The organism is Sphingomonas sp. Leaf242, assembly GCF_001422045.1.
Taxonomy (GTDB): Bacteria; Pseudomonadota; Alphaproteobacteria; order Sphingomonadales; family Sphingomonadaceae; genus Sphingomonas.
The window spans coordinates 252,501-272,496 of record NZ_LMLW01000008.1 but is presented as its reverse complement, the minus strand read 5'-3'; the positions used below and the strand labels follow the sequence as shown (position 1 = coordinate 272,496).

Below are 19,996 nucleotides of genomic sequence, written 5' to 3'. Positions count from 1 at the left end.
TGGGTTGCTCGCGTTCGTCTCTTGCGGTGCCGCCAACGCGCAGGACGCACCCGCTCCAGCGCCACAGCAAGCCCCCGCCGATCCAGCCGCCCCAGCCCCGGCAGGCGATCAGTCCGGTGGCCTCGTGGTCGACGTCACCGGCGGTATCTCCGCACCGATGCCGATCGCGATTCCCGTCATGCCGACGTCCGCGGTCGTTTCCACCCCAGCAGGCTCGACCGACGTACTCGGTCGCCAGCTCGCTGACATCGTCACCAACGACCTCCGCAACTCCGGCCTGTTCACGCCGCTGTCGCCCGGCCAGCTCCGCCCGATCACCTTCCCCGAAGTCACGGCACCCGGGTTCGATTACTGGGGCAGCACCGGCGCGCAGGCGCTGGTGCAGGGCTTCATCCGCGCCAACGGCGACGGCAATCTGACGGTCGGCTGCTACCTCTACGACGTGTCGTCGAAAGCCGAGCTGACGCGCACTGGCTTCGTCGTGCCGCCGTCGGACTGGCGTCGCGCAGGGCATAAGTGCGCCGACATGGTCTACACCCGCCTGACCGGCGAGGGCGCCTATTTCGATAGCCGCGTCGTCTACGTGTCCGAGACCGGCCCCAAGGGCCACCGCATCAAGCGGCTCGCGATCATGGATCAGGACGGCGCCAATCACCGCTTCCTGACCAACGGCCAGTCGATCGTGCTGACGCCGCGGTTCGCGCCGAACCAGCAGTCGATCGTCTATATGAGCTATCTCAACAATCGCCCGGCGATCTATGTCTACGATATCGGCTCGGGCAAACAACGGCTGGTGGTCGCGAACGCGAACCTGACGTTTGCGCCGCGCTTCTCGCCGGACGGTCGCAACATCCTGTTCTCGATGGCGCAGGGCGGCAATACCGACGTCTACCGCGTGTCGTCGCAAGGGGGGACCCCACAACGCCTGACCAACTCTCCCGGGATCGATACCGGCGGCAGTTACTCGCCGGACGGCTCGAAGATCGTGTTCGAGAGCGATCGCTCGGGCGGGCAGCAGATCTACGTGATGAACGCGGACGGCTCGAACCAGCAGCGGATCAGCTTCGGCGGTGGGCGGTATGCGACGCCGGTGTGGAGCCCGCGCGGCGACCTGATCGCGTTCACCAAGCTCGGCGGCGGGTTCCGGATCGGCATCATGAGCCCGAGCGGCGGCGGCGAGAAATTGCTCACCAACGACTGGCAGGACGAGGGGCCGAGCTGGTCGCCGAACGGCCGCGTGATCAACTTCTACCGCTCGGGACGCGGCAGCGGCGGCAAGGCGGACCTCTGGTCCGTCGACCTGACCGGCGTCAACGAGCGCAAGATCCCGACGCCGCTCGACGGCTCGGATCCGGCATGGGGCCCCTTGCGGCCCTGAACCTGCTATGGGGACGTAACGGGGAATATGATTTTCTACGGGAGACTGTCTATGTCGAAGCTTTCCAACATCTTGCTCGCATGTACCGCGTTGATCGCCGTTTCGGGTTGCGCAAAGAAGCGTCCTGCCGTGCTGCCGCCCGCACCGGTCGACAACAACGCCGCTGTCGATCCCAATGCGGGCCAGAACAACGGCAATGTCGGCGGCGCGATCGTGCCGGGGTCGGATGCCGATTTCCAGCGCTCGGTCAGCTCGAACACGGTGAATTTCGGGCTCGACATGTACGATATCGATCCGACCGCGCGCGCGATCCTGGATAGCCAGGCGCAGTGGCTCGCCAAGTTCCCGAACCAGCGGATCACGATCGAAGGCCATGCCGACGAGCGCGGCACGCGCGAGTATAACCTCGCGCTCGGCGATCGTCGGGCGAACGCGACCAAGAACTATCTGGCCGCCAAGGGCGTGTCGGCGTCGCGGATGACGACGATCAGCTACGGCAAGGAACGCCCGGTGGCGCTGGGCTCGGACGACCAGAGCTGGGCGGCCAACCGCCGCGCGGTCACGGTGGTGCTGAACTGATCTGACTTGTCCCTCTTCCCTCCGGGGAGAGGGAAGGAGGAGCTCTTGCGACGGGAGGGTGAGAGGCTGTTGGCGCGGGTGTCCCGAGCCTCACGCCCCCTCGCCCTCCCACGTGCAAGGGCACGCGGGCCCCTCCCTCTCCCCGGAGGGGAGAGGGGTTTTAGCCCAGCGCCTTGTCGAGCAGCTTCGCCAGGCGAATACCCCCGCGGCGGACTTCTTCTCGCGACACCGGCACCATCTTGGCGATCGTCGCGTCGTCCATTTTTACCCGCGCCGGCACCGTACCGCACGCATCCCCGCCCAGCGCCGCAGCATACGCCGTATGCGCGGCTTCGTAGCTCTCCCGGCTCCAGTCGGTAACCGTCCCAGCCCCAACCTTCGCCCGCTCGGCCGCCGGATAGCGCCTTATAAGCGACGGCGGCGTCGAGATCGCGCGCTCAGCGAGCGGGCCGTCCCAGATCGAATGCAGATTGAACCGCGCCGGACCATAGATCCCGTAATCCGCCTTCACGTCGTTGCCACCTTTGTCATGCCGATCGCCCGCATGGAGCGGCTGATGCAGATCGCCGACGAAGTGGATCAGGAACGCTAGCGCCTGGACGCGGTCCTTCGGCAAAGTGGCGCGGTCACGGAGCAGTTTCACGTCGCGGTCGATCTGGACCGAGACGCAATTGCCGTCTTTGCACGACTCGGTGACGTCGAACGGCGCGCAAACGTCGGCGTCCTGGAAATGCCAGTTATATGCAAAGCCGAAACGCGATTTGCCGTCGGCGGTCTTGAGCGGCTTGATGCAGTCCGCCCAGACGCTCGCCTCCTCAATCGTGCCGGCCGGGCATTCGGGCGTGCCGAGCAACGCCTGTTGCGCGAGCAGCCGGCGGATCGCGGCCTTGGTCTTAGGCGTGACGTTGGCGTAGGCGATCTGCGCGACGGTCTGGTGGCCATACTCCCAGAACGCGGTGGCGGGGGAGGCGAGGCCGAGCGAGGCAATCGCGGCAAGGAGAAAGCGCTTCATGCCGGCTCGTTAGCGTAGATCGCGACGGTCCGGCTACCCTCGGACGACGCACGTCCGCGGTACATGCCGACGGTGTTGAACCCCCACGCAATGTCGCCGTCCGGCCCCGCGACGATCACCCCGCCAGTGCCGCCAAGCGCCTTCACTTCGGCGAGCACCCTGTCGGCGGCGACTTGTAGCGATTCGCCCGACAGGCGGACGCGCGCGGCGATCTCATGACCAACGCCGACGCGGAGGAAGAACTCGCCCGAGCCGGTGCAAGATACCGCACAGGCGCGATCGTCGGCGAATGTCCCCGCGCCGATCACAGGCGTGTCACCGATCCGGCCCCAGCGCTTGCCGGTGACGCCGCCGGTCGAGGTGGCGGCGGCGACGTGGCCGTGCGTGTCGCACGCGACCGCGCCGACCGTGCCGTATTTCATGTCGACGTCGAACCCGCCGCCATCGGCCTGGAACTCGGCGAATTGCCGGCGACGTTCGTCGGTCGCGAACCACGCGGCATCCGCCTGGGGAAGGTCGCGTTCGAGCGAGAACGCATCCGCGCCCTTGCCGGCGAGGAAGACGTGGCGGCCGTCGTCTAGGATCGCGCGGGCTAGGCCGACGGGGTTGCGCGTGGCGGTGGCTGCGGCAACGGCCCCCGCCGCCCGCGTGCGCCCGTCCATGATCGCGGCGTCGAGCTCCAGCGTGCCGTAATGCGTGAAGACCGCGCCGCGCCCCGAATTGAAGTGCGGGTCGTCCTCCAGGGTACGAACCGCCGCCTCGACCGCGTCGAGCGCGCTGCCGCCGTCCGCCAGCACCTTCGACCCGACGTCTAGCGCGCGCGACAGGCCGGCCCGCGCGCCCGCGTCCTGTTCGGGCGAGACCATTTCGCTGTCGAGTTTGCCGGCGCCGCCGTGGATGACGAGGGTCCAGGTCATGCTGAGTCTTTCGAGGGTAGGGCGCGGAGGCCGATGAGGGGACGGAGCGGCGCGATGCTGCGGCCGATCCAGTAGAAGGCGATGCAGCCGATCGTCGTCGCGGCGAGCAGGCATGCGAACTCCGCCCAGCCCGGCAGGCCGGCGGGGAGCAGCGCGTACATCACGAGGACGATGATCGTCTGGTGGATCAGGTAGAACGGGAACACCGCCTCGGTCAGCGTGCGGCGCCAGCGGTGATCGCGGTTCCAGTGGCGCTCGGCGATCCCGATCAGCGCGACGATCGCGCCCCATTGCTCGAGTGCGTGCGCGATGCCGTAGCCGGGATAGATCCAGCGCGGCGCGACGATGTCGCCGGGCCATTCGAGCTCGACGCCGATGATCGCGACATAACCGAGCACTGCGGCGATCGCGCCGATCTTCCACCAGCGCGCCATCGCCGCCATTACGGGCTCTGAGCGAGCGAGGCCGAAGCCGAACAGGAAGGCAGGGAAATAGGTGACGTGCGCGACCCAGTCACCGAACAAAGCCTGGCTCTCGGCGGCCATCTGGAACCACCATGCGTGGACGAACACGAGCCACGCGACGGGGAGGACGAGCACCGCCCGGCTGCCGAAGACCCAGTCGAACGCGCGTTGCAGCCAGTCGCCGCGAACAACGACCAGCCCGAGCGTCAAAACACTCGTGTAGACCCAGAGGTAGACGACGAACCAAAGGTGGTTCCACGTCGGCAGCGACAGCCCGGCGAGCTTGCCGAAGCGGAAATAGTCGTGGCTCCAGAACGTCAGATAGCTGCCGGCATAGGCGTGCTTGGTGACCAGCTCTACCCAGGGTTGCGGCGGCACGATCACCGCCATGCCGAACAGCAGCGGCACCAGCAGGCGGTAGCAGCGATTGGCGAAGAATCCGCCTGTGCCGCTCGACCGGTTGAGCAGCGCGCGGCTGGCATAGCCCGAGACGACGAACAACAATGTCAGCCGCCACGCGTTGCTCGCCAGCATCGGCAGCCGCACCCAGTCCTCGACATGGAGCGACTTCACATGGAAGTTCCACGGCACGAAGACCATGCCGATATGGTAGAGGATCAGCAGCGCGAACGCCCCGATCCGCAGCCAGTCCATGCCATAATGCCGCGTCATCGCGCGGCCCTACGGGGCGGGGGGCAGTGCCGCAAGCGTGCGACCGGTGAGGTGGTGTTCGGGACGGACCGGTGTCTCTCTGAAATCCTCCCCCGCCAGAGGGAGGTGGCTGGCCCTTGCCAGACGGAGGGGGAGGACACGGAACAGAGGCTGCCCTTACCGCCCCCTCCGTCACCTTCGGTGCCACCTCCGCCCTGGCGGGGGAGGATCGCTTAATCCGGGTACCTGCGTTCCAGTCGGTTCACGCCTTCATGCGCGGGGTGCCCATGAAGTCGCGCTTGCCGATCGGTACGCCTTGCGCGCGCAGGATTGCGTAGGCGGTGCTGGCGTGAAAGTAGAAGTTTGGCTGCGAGAACGAGAGCAGGAAGTTCGCGCCGGTGAACGGCATGACGAACGTGCCGAACTCGAAGGTGGTGTCGTTGTCGGCAAGCGCGTCGAACGTATCGCGGTCGATCCCCTCCAGCGTGGCGATCGCGTCGCGCATCACCTTGTGGAGACCCGCGAAATCGGTCGGCCAAGCCGAGCGATCGGGCGCGAAGGTACCGGCGCGGACGCCTTCGATCCCGCCGACCGAATGTCCGGCGCAGGCCTTCACCTGATAGCCGAAGGGCAGCATGTCGTCGGCGAGCTTCGCATCGATTAGCGTCGCGGGTTCGATACCCTTCTCGGCAGCGAACGCTTCCGCCTTGTCGAGCAGCGCGTCGACCGCGCGGAGAATCTGGAGGTTCGAGGGAATCGTCGCATCGTACAGGGACAGGGTCATCGCGTTCGCTCCTAAAGCCGTGCGCCGCTATGGCCGACGATCGCTACTCCGGCCAGCGATGTTCCGTTCCAGCGTGCAAGTCGCTATATAGGCCTCGAACTCCCGAGGAATCTCCATGTCCATTCGTCCCTGGCGCGATATCACCCGCCGCAAGAGCCGCCAGATCATGGTCGGCAACGTCCCCGTCGGCGGCGATGCACCGGTCACGGTGCAGACGATGACCAACACGCCAACCGACGACGTGCGCGCGACGGTCGACCAGATCCGGCGCTGCGAAGACGCGGGCGTCGACATCATCCGCGTCAGCTGCCCCGACGTCGAATCGACCGCCGCACTGAAGCAGATCGTCCGCGCGAGCCGCGTGCCGATCGTCGCGGACATTCATTTCCACTACAAGCGCGCACTCGAAGCCGCCGATGCGGGCGCGGCGTGCCTGCGCATCAACCCGGGCAATATCGGCTCGGCGGCGCGCGTGAAGGAGGTCGTCGACGCGGCCAAGTCCAATGGCTGCGCGATCCGGATCGGCGTCAACGGTGGCTCGCTCGAGCGGCACCTGCTCGAGAAATACGGCGAGCCTTGCCCCGATGCGCTGGTCGAGTCGGCGCTCGATCATATCAAGCTGTTGCAGGACCATGATTTTCACGAGTTCAAGGTCGCGGTGAAGGCTTCCGACCTGTTCCTCGCGGTGGCGGCGTATCAGCAGCTCGCCGAACAGGTCGATTGCCCGCTGCATCTCGGCATCACCGAGGCGGGCGGGTTCGTCGGCGGCACGGTCAAGTCGGCGATCGGAATGGGCAGCCTGCTCTGGTACGGCATCGGCGACACGATCCGCGTGTCCCTATCCGCCGAACCGGAGGAGGAAGTCCGCGTCGGTTTCGAGATCCTCAAGGCGCTCGGCATCCGCAACCGCGGCGTCCGCGTCGTCTCGTGCCCATCGTGCGCGCGCCAAGGCTTTGACGTGATCCGCACCGTGCAGGCGCTCGAGGAGCGGTTGCAGCATATCCGCACGCCGATGTCGCTGTCCGTGCTCGGCTGCGTCGTAAACGGTCCGGGCGAAGCGCGCGAGACCGATATCGGCATCACCGGCGGCGGCAACGGCAAGCACATGGTGTATCTGTCGGGCGTCACCGACCACCACGTCCAGGACGCCGACATGGTCGACCACATCGTCCGCTTGGTCGAGGCGAAGGCGGCTGAGATCGAGGCGGCGGACGAGGCGATGGCTGCACTGGTGCCTGTGGCCGCGGAATAATGGGCTTTCGGGTTTCTTGGATGGCGGTAAGCGGCGTGAACTCGGATGCGTTGCTGGCGCATTTCGGATTTCGGGATACCGGAGTGCTTGATGCAGCGAACGAGTCGCTCTTTTCTATCGCCGAACTTGGGACCGGCTGGACTGTGTTATGGTCCAATGACGAAGCCTTTGCCAGTGATGAGACGGCGGCTCTATTGTCGCAGTACGGGCCCGTGCTCGCGGTATGCGTCAACGAAACATGCATGCACTCGACTGCTGTTATGTTCGAAAACAAAACTTCGCGCTGGCGTTTGCATCACGAGGGGGACAAGGTCCTTGATCACTTAGTTATCGAAGGCAATCTTCCGTTTCAGGCTTCGGCTATGATCGCTGATTTTCGAGCAAAGCAGGCGCACGCGACGGATGTAGATTTTATGTTTGATATTCCGCTTGAGGTCGCTCGCTCGATCTGCGGATTTAAGCATGATCTAACAGAGCTAGACGGGATTGAGCCGGCCTTCACAGTCGTAGAAGCTGGAGGGCAAAGGCGACAAACCGGCTTGTGGAACCGCCTGATGGGGCGTTGACCTTGCTGCCGCCGGTCATGTTCGGAGCCGGCCGTTGTCAATGACGGCACGCACAGTTTCCCCCGCTCTGGCCTTCGCAATTGCCGCGTTCGGCATTGGCCTGTTCTCCATGATGGATGCGGTGATGAAGTCGCTGGTCCTCGCGATCGGCGTCTATAACGCGCTGCTGTGGCGGCAGATGATCAGCGTCGGGCTGGGCGCGGTCGCGTGGAAGCTCGGGAACAGCGGGCGGCCGAGCGCGCGCGCGTTGAAGCTGCATCTGGCGCGCGGGCTCGTTACGACGGCGATGGCGGTGCTGTTCTTCTGGGGGCTCGCGCGCGTGCCGATGGCGCAGGCGATCTCGCTGACCTACATCGCGCCGATCCTAGCGCTGCTGCTTGGCGCGGTGACGCTGGGCGAGCGGGTCGGGCTGAAAACTGCGTTTGCGTCGATCGCCGCGCTCGGTGGCGTGGTGGTCGTGATGATCGGGCAGGGGCGCGAGGTGCCTGGACCCGAGACGTTCCATGGCACGCTCGCGATCCTCGGCTCGGCGGTACTGTATGCGGTCAACCTGGTGATCGCGCGGCTGCAGAGCCAGGCGGCGCGGCCGGGGGAGATCGCGTTCTTCCAGGCGCTCGTCATCACCACGACGTTGGCGTTGGCGGCGCCCTGGCTCGCGGTGGTGCCCGGGGCGGCGCAGTGGCCCGAGCTCCTGCTGGCCGCGGGGCTTGCGACCGCGTCGCTGTGGCTGCTCGGCTGGGCCTATGCGCACGGCGATACGGGGTTTCTCGCGACCACCGAATACACCTCGTTCGTCTATGCCGCCGTGCTGGGTTTCCTGGTGTTCGGCGAGCGGGTATCGGCGTTCACGCTGGCGGGCGCGGCGATCATCGTCGTCGCGTGCCTGTACGCGGCGCGGCGACGTGACATCGCGTAGACATCGATCGAGGCTAGTGCATGACTCATATCCGTTCCGCCACCGCTGCCGATGTCGGTACGATCCTGCGCTTCGTCCGCGAGCTCGCCGCGTTCGAGCGCGAACCGGATGCGGTCGAGGCGACCGAGCCGATGCTGACGGCGGCGTTGTTCGGCGAGCGGCCTGCCGCGGAGGCCTTGATTGCGGAGACTGCGGACGGTCCGCTAGGGTTCGCGCTGTTCTTCCACAATTTCTCGACGTGGACGGGCAGGCGCGGGCTTTATCTCGAGGATCTGTACGTGACGCCCGAGGCGCGCGGGCAGGGGGTCGGGGGTGCGTTGCTCGCGCATCTGGCCGGCGTGGCGCTCGATCGCGGCTGCGCGCGGTTCGAATGGTCGGTGCTCGACTGGAATGCCGACGCGATCGCATTCTATCGGAAGGTCGGCGCGGTCGGGATGGAAGGCTGGACGATCCAGCGGATGTCGGGCGAAGCGCTGGTTCGGTTGGCGGGGCGGCAAAAGGGCCACCGCCGCACCGAACCGGTTCCGTCAGATACTACCCCCCGGCGCGGGCTGGGGCCCAATTAGGGGCCAGAGGTAACGATGGATAGTCCTCCGTTACTTCGACCTTCCACTTGGATCCCGGCCTGCGCCGGGGAGGTAATTTAGAACGCTCCCAGGGCAGTAAACCGACACACGTCAGATCAGCGCCCTGCGGCGTCGTCCGAATTCATCGGCTCCTTGCCCTTCGCCTTCTCGGCCTCATAGCGCTCGATCGCCTCGATCGTGACGCGCTTGGCTTCCTCGGCGTCGCCCCACTTGCCGACGCGGACCCACTTCGTCTTCTCGAGGTCCTTGTAGTGCGTGAAGAAGTGCTCGATCTGCTCGAACACGATTTCGGGCATGTCGGCACGCTCGCCGATGTTGGCGTAATACGGGAACACCGCATCGACCGGCACGCAGACGAGCTTCTCGTCGCCGCCGGCTTCGTCTTCCAGGTTCAGCACCGCGATCGGGCGCGCGCGGACGACGCAGCCGGGGATGAACGGCGAGCGTGCGATCACGAGCGCATCGAGCGGATCGCCATCGGGGCTCAGCGTGTGCGGCACGAAGCCATAGTTCGCGGGATAGCGCATCGGCGTGTGCAGGATGCGATCGACGAACAGCGCGCCCGATGCCTTGTCGAACTCGTACTTCACGGGCTCGCCGCCGGTCGGCACTTCGATGATGACGTTCAGGTCCTCGGGCGGGTTCTTGCCGGTCGGGATGAGATCGATACGCATGGCGGTCCTTTCGAATATGACGGTGCCGGCGCTCCTCGTCTGGGGAGCAACCGGCACCGATAGATTTCAAAGGCTCAACGCGGCGTCAGCAGCTTGTCGAGCCCGCCTTCCCCTGTACCGACCTTCTGAAGGCGCGGATAGCGCGGCCCGTCATGGTAATCGAGCGTGATGTCCCGGAATCGGTCGTTGTTCTTTACAGTCAGGCGAATCGGCGCCTTCGTTCCCTGCGCTGCGAGGATCGCCGCCTTGATCCGGTCGGCCGAATACGCCTCGCTATTCACGGCCTCGATCTCGGTACCGACGTCGAGCCCGGCCTTGAACGCGGGGCTATCCCAGATCGACGAGGTGACGACACCCTCCTTGTTGATCACCATGCCCAGCGAATAGCTGACATCGGTGCCGCGGGTCTTCTCGGCCTGCTTCAGATACGGGCTCTGCTCGGGGCCATAGACCAGCTTGTAGCCGTTCATCGCGAAGCCGTTGATCGGCGCGGGCTTGCCCGTCTCGGTCAGGCGCGTGTCGAGGAATGTCGCCCAGTCATAGGGGACGATACCGTTCAGCGTCTTCGCGACGTCGGCAAAGGTGTAGGTGAGCTCGCCGTAATCGCCGTCGCGGACGCCGAAGAACGCTTTTGCGAAATCGTCGATCGACTTGGTGCCGTTCGACTTCTGGCGGAGCATCGCGTCCACCTCCATCCAGACCATCAGGCCCTCGTTGTAGTAATCCTCCGAGCGCTGCCAGCTGGTCCAGCCCTTGGGCTTCCGCGCCGAGATGACGGGGTCATTCGTCGTGTCGATCAGCGGGCGCCATTCACGACCCTTCGCGCTGTCGTAGATGCCCAGGATCGCGGCATAGCCGTCGAGCGTGTCCTGCTTGCTGACCAGCCCCGAGCGCGCCTGGAGCACATAGCCCCAGAACTGCGTCTGGCCTTCGTACACCCACAGCAGCGAATCGCGCATCGGCGTGCGGAAGTCTGGGGTCCACAGGTCGGCGCCGCGGCGGAACTTGCCGTCCCAGCTGTGCGTGAACTCGTGCGGCAACAGGTTGCGCGCCGCGGCGCCCGTATCCCATTCGGTGAAATATCCCGGCTTCACGCCATCCTCGGAACTGCGGTGATGTTCGAGGCCGATCCCGCCGAGCAGATCGCTGATCGACAGCAGGAAGTGGTAATGATCGTAATGCTGCGCGCCGAAAGTCTTGGCGGCCTGGTCGACGAGGCGCTTGTGCGCGTCGATCTGTTCGGTCTTGGCGGCGAGCTGGTCGGGGCTGTCGGCGAAGACGTCGAGATCGACCTTCGGGCTGAGCGGCCAGACCCTGCCGTATTTACCCGCCAGCGTCGGCGAATCGACGAGGATCTCGTAGTTGGTGGTGTCGTAGCTGTAGGTCGATCCCGAGACCTTCGCCGGCACCGCACCCGCGGCGGTCCAGCCGGTCGGATAGGTGACGGTCATCTTGATCGGGATCTGGCGCGTGAAATAGCCCGCCGGATACAGGCTGACGAGGTTCGGCTCGAGGCTGACCATCGTCGGCGTCATCACGACCCTGCCCTGATCGCCCTTGGTCGCGGAGACGAACTGGAACTCGGCGACGACCGACTTCGCGCCGGTCGGCACGTCGATGTGGAAGGCGAAGACGTCGACCGGATCGCGCGTCCAGGGGACGATCTTGCCGTTCGCGCGTATCACGAGACCGGCGAGCTTCTCGATCTCGCCACGCGGGGAATGCGCGCCGGGCAGCCACTTCGGATACAGCAACGCCATCGGCCCGGACTTGGCGACCGGAATGGTCTGCTTGACGCGAAAAATGCCGCGCTCGGTATCGGTCGCATCGACGTCTAGCAGCAGCGTGCCCGGATAGGGCGTGTCGACCGCGTCGGGGATGGTGTCGACGAACGGCACCGGTTGCGGCGCGGTGTTGCCTGCGGGGACCTGCGCAAATGCAGGGGCGGCGGACGCGAGCAGGGACGCGACGAGAAGCTTGCGGATCAAGGAAGGGCCTTCCGGCTGAGAGACGATGACCCGAGGTGTAATCGCGATAAAGGGCAGCCGTCCAGTCCTTTACCCGGTACCCTCAGCCAGCACTCCCGAGCACGTTGATCGTGAACGCCAGCACGCCGATGTTGAACACGAACGCCGCCATGCACTGGCCGAGCGCGGCTTTGCGGACCCGGCGCGAGGTGATCTCGACGTCGGAGGTCTGGAACGTCATCCCCAGCGTGAACGCGAAATAGGCGAAGTCCCAGTAATCGGGCTCGTCGCAGCTCGGAAAATCGAGGCCCTTCGCATCCTTGCCGTCCGGATCGTCGACATAGAACAGATGCGCATAATGCAGCGTGTAGATCATGTTTGAGAACAGCCACGCGAGCGCCAGCGTCGAGATCGTCAGCGCGATTCCGACCGCGTCGTTCTTGCCCTGCAACTCCTTCGCCACCGCGACCAGGATGACCAGCATGATCGTCCCGCTGAACCCGAGCAGCACCGCGCGGTTGGCGTCGTTCTCTTCCGCCGCGCGGCGCATCCGGGCGGCGGTGGCGTTGCGGAACAGCGTCGAGACCGCGATCAGGAACACGACCGCCGCGACGTCGAACGCCGCCATAGTGCCGCGCCCGAGCCCGAAGCGCGGGATCAGCGCGGCGAGGCCGATCGCGAAGACCAGCACGAACAGGATGAAGCGCGGCGGGGCAACGCGTTGGCCGAGGCCCCAATATCTGGGTTTGTCGTTCATGCCACAGCGCTAGCGCTTAGCGGGCACGTCGCCTAGATACGCGCGCATCATGGCTAAGACAGAAACTCCGCGCCGCATCCGTGGCACCCAGGACATTTTCGGTGAGGAGCAGCGCCGTTTCGCGCATGTCCTGTCGACATTCGAACGCGTGCGGGCGCTGTATTGCTTCCAGCGCGTCGATATCCCGGTGTTCGAGTCGACGGCGGTGTTCGCGCGATCGCTCGGCGAGACGACCGACGTCGTGTCGAAGGAGATGTACACGTTCGAGGATCGCGGCGGGGATTCGCTGACGCTCCGCCCCGAGTTCACCGCCGGTATTGCCCGCGCCTATCTGACCGAAGGCTGGCAGCAGTTCGCACCACTGAAGCTCACCACCAGCGGCCCGGTGTTCCGCTACGAGCGCCCGCAAAAGGGGCGGTTCCGCCAGTTCCACCAGATCGACGCCGAGGTGATCGGTGCGGCCGAGCCGGCGGCGGACGTCGAGCTGCTCGTGCTCGCGGACCAATTGCTGCGCGAACTCGGCATTTCAGAGGGCGTGACGTTGCAGCTCAACACGCTGGGCGACGCGACGACGCGCGATGCGTGGCGCGAGGCGCTGGTCGCGCATTTCGAGGCGCACCGCGGAGAGCTGTCGGAGGACAGCCTGACGCGGCTTGAGAAGAACCCGATGCGGATCCTCGACTCGAAGGACCCCCGCGACCGCCCGATCGCCGACAGCGCGCCGGATATCGATGCGTATTTGACCCCCGAGGCACGCGCGTTCTTCGAGGCGGTGACCGCCGGGCTCGATGCGGCAGGCGTCGCATGGGAGCGCAACGCGCGGCTGGTCCGCGGTCTCGATTACTACCGCCACACCGCGTTCGAGTTCGTGACCGACCGGTTGGGCTCGCAGGGGACCGTGTTGGCGGGCGGGCGGTATGACGGGCTGATCGGCTCGCTTGGCGGGCCCGAGACGGCCGGCGTGGGCTGGGCTGCGGGTGTCGAGCGGTTGGCTATGCTCCTGGAAGAACCGGGAACTCTAGTTCCTGAAGTAACTGTCATCCCAGAATCGGCTCAAGCAGAACTGGTAGCTACGCGACTTCTTGCAACGTTGCGTATGGCTGGGTTGCGGGCGGACATGCCTTTCCGAGGAAACGCAAAAAGGCGATTCGAGCTCGCAGCCAAAACTGGATCGCTAAGCCGTTTGATAGTGACTGCTCCGCGGGTGGGGCCGACGGGATTACCAAACGTGGGTATTTCCGTGCGCGCCAATCATGAACACGAGGGTGGCGATCATCAGATCGAACGGGTTCTGAACCCGCTTCGCAATAATTTTTCGGTAAGCAGCGATTTAACTGCACCGAGAGGTTCTCAGTTCGACGCGGTTATTGAGCCTTGGGAAGCATGACCCAGATCTCCCCCGACCGCATCCGCGCGATCGAGGCGCGGCGTGACGAGCTCCAAGCTCTGATGTCGACCGGCGATCTCCCGTCGGACCGCTTCGTCGCGGTATCGAAGGAATATGCCGAGCTCGAACCCGTAGCCCAAGCCGCCACCGAAGTGCGCCGGTTGCGGCAGGAGGCGGAGAGCCTCGCGTTCATGGCCGAGGATGCCGACGACGAACTGCGCGCGATGGCGTCGGACGAGCTGCACGAGAACCGCACGCTGCTCGAGACCGCGGACCGCAAGCTCGCGCTCGCGCTGTTGCCGCGCGATTCCGCCGACGAGCGCTCGGCGATGCTCGAGGTCCGCGCTGGCACCGGTGGCGACGAAGCGGCGCTGTTCGCGGGCGACCTGTTCCGGATGTACCAGCGCTATGCCGAATCGCAGGGCTGGCGGGTCGAGATGATCTCCGGATCGTCGTCCGACGCGGGCGGCTTCAAGGAAGTCGTCGCCAGTGTCACCGGCCAAGGCGTGTTCGCCAAGCTTAAGTTTGAGAGCGGCGTCCACCGCGTCCAGCGCGTGCCGACGACCGAGGCGGGCGGCCGAATCCACACCTCGGCGGCGACCGTCGCGGTGCTGCCCGAGGCGGAGGAGGTCGACGTCAAGATCGACGACAAGGACCTGCGCATCGACGTCTATCGCTCGTCGGGCCCCGGCGGCCAGTCGGTCAACACGACGGACTCCGCGGTGCGGATCGTCCACATCCCGACCGGGCTGACCGTGATTCAACAGGACGAGAAGTCGCAGCACAAGAACAAGGCCAAGGCTTTGCGCGTGTTGCGGACGCGGCTGTACGAGGCGGAGCGCGATCGGTTGCACGCCGAGCGCGCGGGCGCGCGGAAGTCGATGGTCGGCTCGGGTGACCGGTCTGAACGCATCCGCACGTATAATTTCCCGCAAGGTCGCGTGACCGATCACCGCATCAACCTGACGCTCCACCGCTTGCCGGAGATCGTCGCGGGCGAGATGGACGAACTGATCGGCGCGCTGGTCGCGCAGGACGAAGCGGACCGCCTGGCGCAGCTCGATGGCTAAGCTTTCCCCAACCGCAAAGGCATTCCCCTTCCGCTTGCGGGAGGGGTTAGGGGAGGGGCTTCCCGCTAAGGGCATCGCTCGGTGACAGCCCCTCCCCCGACCCCTCCCGCAAGCGGGAGGGGAGCAGTGAGGACGGCGATCGCAACCGCCGCTGCGCAGTTCACCTTCTCCGCCACCCCGCGCCTCGACGCGGAACTCCTCATGGCGCACGCACTCGGCGTCGACCGCAACGCGATCCTCCTCGACCCGGATCGCTACGCCGTCCCCGAGACCTTCGCCGCGCTCGTCGACCGCCGCCTCAATCACGAGCCGATCGCCTACATCACTGGCACCCGCGGCTTCTGGTCGATCGACCTCGCCGTCGGCCCCGGCGCACTCGTCCCCCGCGCCGACAGCGAAACCCTCCTGATTGCAGCCCAAGCGCACTTCGTCGGCCGCGCCCCCGCAACAATACTCGACCTCGGCACCGGCCCCGGCACCTTGCTCCTCGCCGCGCTCGACGAATGGCCCGCGCAAGGCCTCGGCGTAGACTATTCCCCCCAAGCGCTCGCCTACGCCCACGCCAACGCCGCAACCCTCGGCGTCACCGACCGCGCGCGCTTCATCCGCGGCAGCTGGGCCAGCGCGATCGTCGGCCAGTTCGACCTGATCCTCGCCAACCCCCCCTACATCGCCACCGACGAACGCCTCGCAGCCGAAGTCCACGACCACGAACCCCACGCCGCGCTCTTCGCCGGCGCAGACGGGCTCGACGACTACCGCATCCTCGCAAAGCAACTCCCCGCGCTGATCGCCCCCGGCGGCGCGGCGGTGATCGAGATCGGCTCGACGCAGGCTCCCCCCGTCACCGCGTTGCTCGAAGCGCAGGGCCTGCACGTCGCGCTCCATCACGACTATGGCGGCAACGCGCGTGCGTTAGTGGCAACCCACGCCCCCGCGACTTGAACAATATGGCGCTAAACCTCACATTTCGCTTGTAGTAGGTCCCTTGCGGACGCTATCACGCGGGCAGGGGCACGCACTCTCGACGATTGGTCGGTTTAGAGCGATGACCCGCATCCTTCGCTTTGAGGTCGCTGCAGTCCGGCGGCCCTGGCAAGTTCGACGCACCGATCTCGTCTAGATCATCGGTGCGCGACGGGGGTTTGCACCGCATTTCGGAGCACGACCAGATTTTGGTTCGACGACTGAGGACACAAGCTTGATCAACAACCGGCAAGCCGGCCGCCGTCGCGGTCGTGGCAACAATAATAATGGCGGCGGCGGTAGTGGTGGCGGTCAACGCCAGGGTGGCGGCGGCGGCCAGGGTGGTCGCGATACCGGCAACCGCATCGACAGCCGCGCGCGCGGCAACGCGAGCCAGCTGTACGAGAAGTACAAGAACCTCGCGCGCGACGCGCAGCAGCAGGGCGACCGCGTCAACATCGAATATTACCTCCAGTTCGCGGATCATTATTTCCGCGTCCTGAGCGAAACCCGCGCCCGCTTCGAAGAGAGCCAGCCACAGGCGCAGCAGCAGCCGCGCCGCCAGCAGCCGTTCGATCTCGACGGCGACGACGATTACGGCGACGAGGGCGAACCGATCCGCTCGGGCGAGCAGCAGGGTACGCCCGAGCAGTCGCGCAGCGAGAACGGTGGCCAGCAGAACGGCCAGTACCAGAACGCGCCCCGCCAGAATCGTGAGGGCCAAAATCGTGAGAACCAGGCTCGCGACAACCAGAATCGCGAGGACCGCCCTCAGCGTGACGATCGTCCGCAGCGCGAAGAGCGTCCGCGGTATGAGAACAACCGCTATGAGGGGCAGCGCAACGAGGCTCAGCCTCGCAACGAGGGCCAGCGCGAAGACCGCGTCCGTGGCGACAACCCGCGCAACCAGCGCAACGCCCCGCGTGATGCCCAGCCGCGCGACGATCGCAGCGGCGAAGAGCAGGGCCAGGCTCGCGAAGCGCAGGCGCGTGAGACCCAGCAGCGCGAGACGCAGCCCCGCGACGAGCAGGTCCGCGAGCCCCGCAGCGAGTACCGCGACACGCCCCAGCGCGAGACGGTCCGCCGCACGCCCCGCGTGAGCGCACCGGTCGCCAACGCCAACCAGGATTCGGAAGCCGACGCGGTCCGTTCGGTAACCGAATCCACCGAGCAGGTGGCGCAGCCGACCGAAGCCATCGAGACGACGATGCCCGTCGCTGCGACCGAGGAGCAGCCCCGCCGTCGCGGTCGCCCGCGCCGCGATCGCAGTCTCGACGCCCCCATCGCGCAGGATCAGGGTGCACGGGACCAGGGCGGGCAGGACGAGCACGCACCGACCGCGTTCGATGCGGATCGCCTGCCGCCGTCGCTCGGCATCTCGGCAACGGTCGCTCCTCCACCATCGCCGGCGCCCGCAGCCGAAGCGGCTCCTGCCGACACCGCTGCCGAAGAAAAGCCCCGCCGCCGCCGCGTTCGCGCGGTACCGGACGAAGTTCAGGCTGGCTGAGCCTAGCGCCGACGTCGGTCCGAGGATTGAAAAGGCCGGTACCGCTTCGCGTGGTGCCGGCCTTTTTCGTCGGCGGGGGTTTCGGAAGGTGGGTGGCTAATCGTCTCCCCCACCCGCTTGCGGGAGGGGGCTGGGGGGTGGGCTCCCGCCATCCGCGTCCGCACTGGTCGAGACCGCGTGCCCACCCCCGGCCCCTCCCGCAAGCGGGTGTGGGGAGAATGTACGCGATTTTAGCGCCATCCCCCTCAGTCGATCCGGGTAACGTCCTCGTCGTGCCCACTACCCGAACTGAGAAACGCGAGGCCCATCAGCAGGCCGGCCATCATCACCGATCCACCGACCCCGCCGATCACCGCCAGCATCGTCACCAGATGCAGCGGCCCCTGGATATGCGCCATCGCCGCGATGATCGCCGCGACGCACACTGCGGCGGCCAGCACCATCCACGCCATGATGGCCCGGAACCGCGCCCAGGCAAACGCGGCATAGTCCGGGTCGTCCAGGCCGGGCGGCAGGTCGCTCATCGCTTCCCATTGCCGCGCAAACATGGTTTCTTCAATCCACGCGCTACAAAGACGCAAGAGATGGAGAGGCGAACATGACGATCGCGGCAATCCTGAGCGGCAAGGATGCAGGGGACGTCCTCTCGCTGCATCCCGATTCGACGGTGGCGGACGCGGTGGCGTTGCTCGCGGAAAAGCGGATCGGCGCGGCGCCGGTGCTCGAGAACGGCCGAGTGGCCGGTATTTTCTCCGAACGCGATGTGATCCACTGCCTGCACGCCGACGGGGCCGCCGCGCTGGCGCGTCGGATCGGCGACGTGATGACCACCGCGGTGAAGTCGATCGGCCCCGCCGAGTCGGCGATCGGCGCACTGTCGTTGATGACCCAGCGCCGGATCCGTCATCTGCCGGTGATCGACGGTGACACGCTGGTCGGGTTCGTCTCGATCGGCGATCTCGTCAAATATCGGATCGACCGGATCGAGGCGGACGCCGCGGCGATGCGCGAGTATATTCAGTCGGCGTAGCGTAGGCGCGTCAGACTAGGCGGGCAGTGGCTGCTTCCGGGTGATCGCGATCACCTCGCGGATCGTCGCGCGTGCGAAAACCAGCATCCAGCTTGCGTATACCGCCGCGCCGATCGGCACGAGTATAGCCAGCCGCCAGTGTGCGTCGAGCGGCGGCAGGGCGTGGTCGACCAGCCCGACCACCAGCGCCATCGCGATTCCCCCGAACGCCGGAGCGGCGACCGCGGCGGCGACGTCGCGCGCGCGCACGCCGATCACCGGCAGGGTCCGCCACGCGCTGATCGACAGATACAGCGGATAGGCGAGGATCCACGCGACGCCCATGCCGGTCGGTCCCCAGTGCACGCCGACCAGGAACGCGCTGGCGAGAATGATCGCGCCGGTCGCGCCGTTCCGCACGCCGATCCCGGGGCGACCCCGCGCATCGGAGGCCGGCGTGAACAACACCTGCAACGTCATGAACGGCATCGCGAGCGCCAGCAGGTGCACCACCGGGGCGGTCTCGCGCCACTTCTCGCCGAGCATCGTCAGCACGAGTGGTTCGGAGGTCGCCGCCAGCCCCATGTAGAACGGCATCGCGACGATCATCACCATCCGCACGCCGCGCACGAACGCCCGGCCGATCGCATCCGGATCATGCTGCATTCGCGCATAGGCGGAGAAGGCGACCTCGTTCAGCGGCGGCACGAATTTCGAGACGAAGATCTGCGTCAGGAACAGGCTGGTGGTATAGATGCCGAGCGTGTGCGGCGAAAAGCTGCGTCCGGCGATGAAGACGTCGGCCTGGCTTTGCAGGAACCAGAACAGCTGGCTCGCGGCCATTACCCCGCCATAGCGCGCGATCGTCCCGGCCCCACGAAAATTGAAGCTCGGCCACACCAGCGAGCGCGCCGACCACGTCATCATTGCGCCGCGCACGCTGAACAGCACGATCGGCGCGAGCACCAGCGTCCAGACGCCCAGACCGTACATCGCGCCACCCAGCGCTGCGCTGGCCGATGCGACCGATGCGGTGATGTTAGCCTTAGCCTGGTGGCGAAAGTCCATCGCGCGCGACAGCAGGGCATAGGGAAGGGCAATGAACGGCGTCGTCAGATAGAGCAGCGCTTGGACGCGCAGCATGTCGCCGACGATCGGTTGCCGATAATATGCTGCAGCGAGCGGCGCTAGCGAGAGCTGGGCGATCGCAAGCGTCACGTTCAGTACGATCAGCATTCCGAACAGCTGCCGCACCTCGTGGTGGCTGATCTCCTTTTGCTGGATCAGCCCGCTCGCGAGGCCATAGCCATTGAGCATCGCCATGAAGGTGAGAACCACCTGGCACATCGCGAACAGCCCGTAATCCGCGGGGGCAAGAATCCGGATCACCAGGAAGGTGGCACTCCATTGCACCAGCTGCGCAACGATCTGGCTGCCCGAGCGCCAGATCAATGCGCTCCGGACTTGTCCGGCCAGCGAGGGCTGATCGTCGGCCGGCATCGAGGCAGGAGTCGCGGTATCCATCGTATCGGGCATGTAGCGATATGTCCCTT

20 protein-coding genes are annotated in these 19,996 nt (G+C 66.1%); 11 read left to right on the top strand and 9 right to left on the bottom strand.

From position 1 onward, the window contains the following. The first annotated feature begins 4 nt into the window (after positions 1–4). Entirely contained in the window at positions 5–1,378 is a 1,374-nt protein-coding gene (gene tolB / locus ASF09_RS09120; RefSeq protein WP_060525930.1) for a Tol-Pal system beta propeller repeat protein TolB, read from the top strand. A gap of 51 nt (positions 1,379–1,429) precedes the next feature. Next, positions 1,430–1,957 carry a peptidoglycan-associated lipoprotein Pal gene (gene pal / locus ASF09_RS09115; RefSeq protein WP_056053212.1) on the top strand — a complete coding sequence of 176 codons (528 nt, stop codon included), beginning with the start codon at positions 1,430–1,432 and terminating at the stop codon, positions 1,955–1,957. 160 nt (positions 1,958–2,117) lie between these two features. Here pal and ASF09_RS09110 read toward each other — a convergent pair whose 3' ends face one another. The 4 genes from ASF09_RS09110 to ASF09_RS09095 all read right to left on the bottom strand — a co-directional run bounded on the left by ASF09_RS09110 (position 2,118) and on the right by ASF09_RS09095 (position 5,785). Next, on the bottom strand, positions 2,118–2,969 hold the full coding sequence (locus ASF09_RS09110; protein ID WP_060525929.1) for a S1/P1 nuclease: 852 nt from the start codon (positions 2,967–2,969) through the stop codon (positions 2,118–2,120). Next, positions 2,966–3,886, bottom strand: coding sequence for an isoaspartyl peptidase/L-asparaginase family protein (locus ASF09_RS09105; protein WP_060525928.1), 921 nt, complete (start codon positions 3,884–3,886; stop codon positions 2,966–2,968). The genes ASF09_RS09110 and ASF09_RS09105 overlap by 4 nt, the downstream gene beginning before the upstream one ends. Beyond that, entirely contained in the window at positions 3,883–5,022 is a 1,140-nt protein-coding gene (locus ASF09_RS09100) for an acyltransferase family protein (RefSeq protein WP_060525927.1), read from the bottom strand. Before ASF09_RS09100 ends, ASF09_RS09105 begins: the two co-directional genes overlap by 4 nt. A gap of 241 nt (positions 5,023–5,263) precedes the next feature. After that, a complete protein-coding gene (locus ASF09_RS09095; RefSeq protein WP_060525926.1) occupies positions 5,264–5,785 on the bottom strand; it encodes a DUF1993 domain-containing protein in 522 nt (173 codons plus the stop codon). A gap of 115 nt (positions 5,786–5,900) precedes the next feature. Here ASF09_RS09095 and ispG point away from each other — a divergent pair, with 115 nt between their 5' ends. The 4 genes from ispG to ASF09_RS09075 are packed head-to-tail and all read left to right on the top strand — an operon-like array spanning position 5,901 to position 9,085. Next, positions 5,901–7,037, top strand: coding sequence for a flavodoxin-dependent (E)-4-hydroxy-3-methylbut-2-enyl-diphosphate synthase (gene ispG, locus ASF09_RS09090; protein WP_060525925.1), 1,137 nt, complete (start codon positions 5,901–5,903; stop codon positions 7,035–7,037). Between the two features lie 20 nt (positions 7,038–7,057). Further along, on the top strand, positions 7,058–7,603 hold the full coding sequence (locus tag ASF09_RS09085) for a hypothetical protein (RefSeq protein WP_156359300.1): 546 nt from the start codon (positions 7,058–7,060) through the stop codon (positions 7,601–7,603). A gap of 40 nt (positions 7,604–7,643) precedes the next feature. After that, a complete protein-coding gene (locus ASF09_RS09080) occupies positions 7,644–8,519 on the top strand; it encodes a DMT family transporter (RefSeq protein WP_060525923.1) in 876 nt (291 codons plus the stop codon). Between the two features lie 20 nt (positions 8,520–8,539). Then, the gene (locus ASF09_RS09075) at positions 8,540–9,085 is read left to right on the top strand and encodes a GNAT family N-acetyltransferase (protein WP_082444210.1); all 546 of its coding nucleotides are present in this window, start codon (positions 8,540–8,542) and stop codon (positions 9,083–9,085) included. A 116-nt stretch (positions 9,086–9,201) separates the two neighbouring features. Here the strand turns inward: ASF09_RS09075 and ppa are convergent, their stop codons facing one another. The 3 genes from ppa to ASF09_RS09060 all read right to left on the bottom strand — a co-directional run bounded on the left by ppa (position 9,202) and on the right by ASF09_RS09060 (position 12,504). Beyond that, entirely contained in the window at positions 9,202–9,780 is a 579-nt protein-coding gene (gene ppa, locus ASF09_RS09070) for an inorganic diphosphatase (RefSeq protein WP_056053185.1), read from the bottom strand. A gap of 74 nt (positions 9,781–9,854) precedes the next feature. Next, a complete protein-coding gene (locus tag ASF09_RS09065) occupies positions 9,855–11,768 on the bottom strand; it encodes a M61 family metallopeptidase (RefSeq protein WP_060525922.1) in 1,914 nt (637 codons plus the stop codon). 82 nt (positions 11,769–11,850) lie between these two features. Beyond that, a complete protein-coding gene (locus ASF09_RS09060) occupies positions 11,851–12,504 on the bottom strand; it encodes a DUF1345 domain-containing protein (RefSeq protein WP_060525921.1) in 654 nt (217 codons plus the stop codon). Positions 12,505–12,553: 49 nt separating this feature from the next. On the opposite strand from ASF09_RS09060, the gene hisS reads away from it, so the two are divergent. The 4 genes from hisS to ASF09_RS20285 all read left to right on the top strand — a co-directional run bounded on the left by hisS (position 12,554) and on the right by ASF09_RS20285 (position 17,434). Then, complete coding sequence (gene hisS / locus ASF09_RS09055; RefSeq protein WP_082444209.1) at positions 12,554–13,891, top strand: histidine--tRNA ligase; 1,338 nt, start codon at positions 12,554–12,556, stop codon at positions 13,889–13,891. Continuing rightward, positions 13,888–14,961, top strand: a complete 1,074-nt coding sequence (gene prfA / locus ASF09_RS09050; RefSeq protein WP_056053173.1) for a peptide chain release factor 1 — start codon at positions 13,888–13,890, stop codon at positions 14,959–14,961. Before hisS ends, prfA begins: the two co-directional genes overlap by 4 nt. Before the next feature lie 126 nt (positions 14,962–15,087). Continuing rightward, complete coding sequence (gene prmC / locus ASF09_RS09045) at positions 15,088–15,906, top strand: peptide chain release factor N(5)-glutamine methyltransferase (RefSeq protein ID WP_060525920.1); 819 nt, start codon at positions 15,088–15,090, stop codon at positions 15,904–15,906. Positions 15,907–16,162: 256 nt separating this feature from the next. Continuing rightward, positions 16,163–17,434 (top strand): DUF4167 domain-containing protein, encoded by a 1,272-nt coding sequence (locus tag ASF09_RS20285; protein ID WP_060525919.1) that lies wholly within the window; start codon positions 16,163–16,165, stop codon positions 17,432–17,434. A 245-nt stretch (positions 17,435–17,679) separates the two neighbouring features. Here ASF09_RS20285 and ASF09_RS09035 read toward each other — a convergent pair whose 3' ends face one another. Then, positions 17,680–17,982, bottom strand: coding sequence for a hypothetical protein (locus tag ASF09_RS09035; protein WP_235529765.1), 303 nt, complete (start codon positions 17,980–17,982; stop codon positions 17,680–17,682). A gap of 50 nt (positions 17,983–18,032) precedes the next feature. On the opposite strand from ASF09_RS09035, the gene ASF09_RS09030 reads away from it, so the two are divergent. After that, positions 18,033–18,464, top strand: coding sequence for a CBS domain-containing protein (locus ASF09_RS09030; RefSeq protein WP_060525918.1), 432 nt, complete (start codon positions 18,033–18,035; stop codon positions 18,462–18,464). A gap of 15 nt (positions 18,465–18,479) precedes the next feature. On the opposite strand, the gene ASF09_RS09025 is transcribed toward ASF09_RS09030, so the two are convergent. Then, complete coding sequence (locus ASF09_RS09025; RefSeq protein WP_060526295.1) at positions 18,480–19,967, bottom strand: lipopolysaccharide biosynthesis protein; 1,488 nt, start codon at positions 19,965–19,967, stop codon at positions 18,480–18,482. Positions 19,968–19,996: the final 29 nt, after the last annotated feature.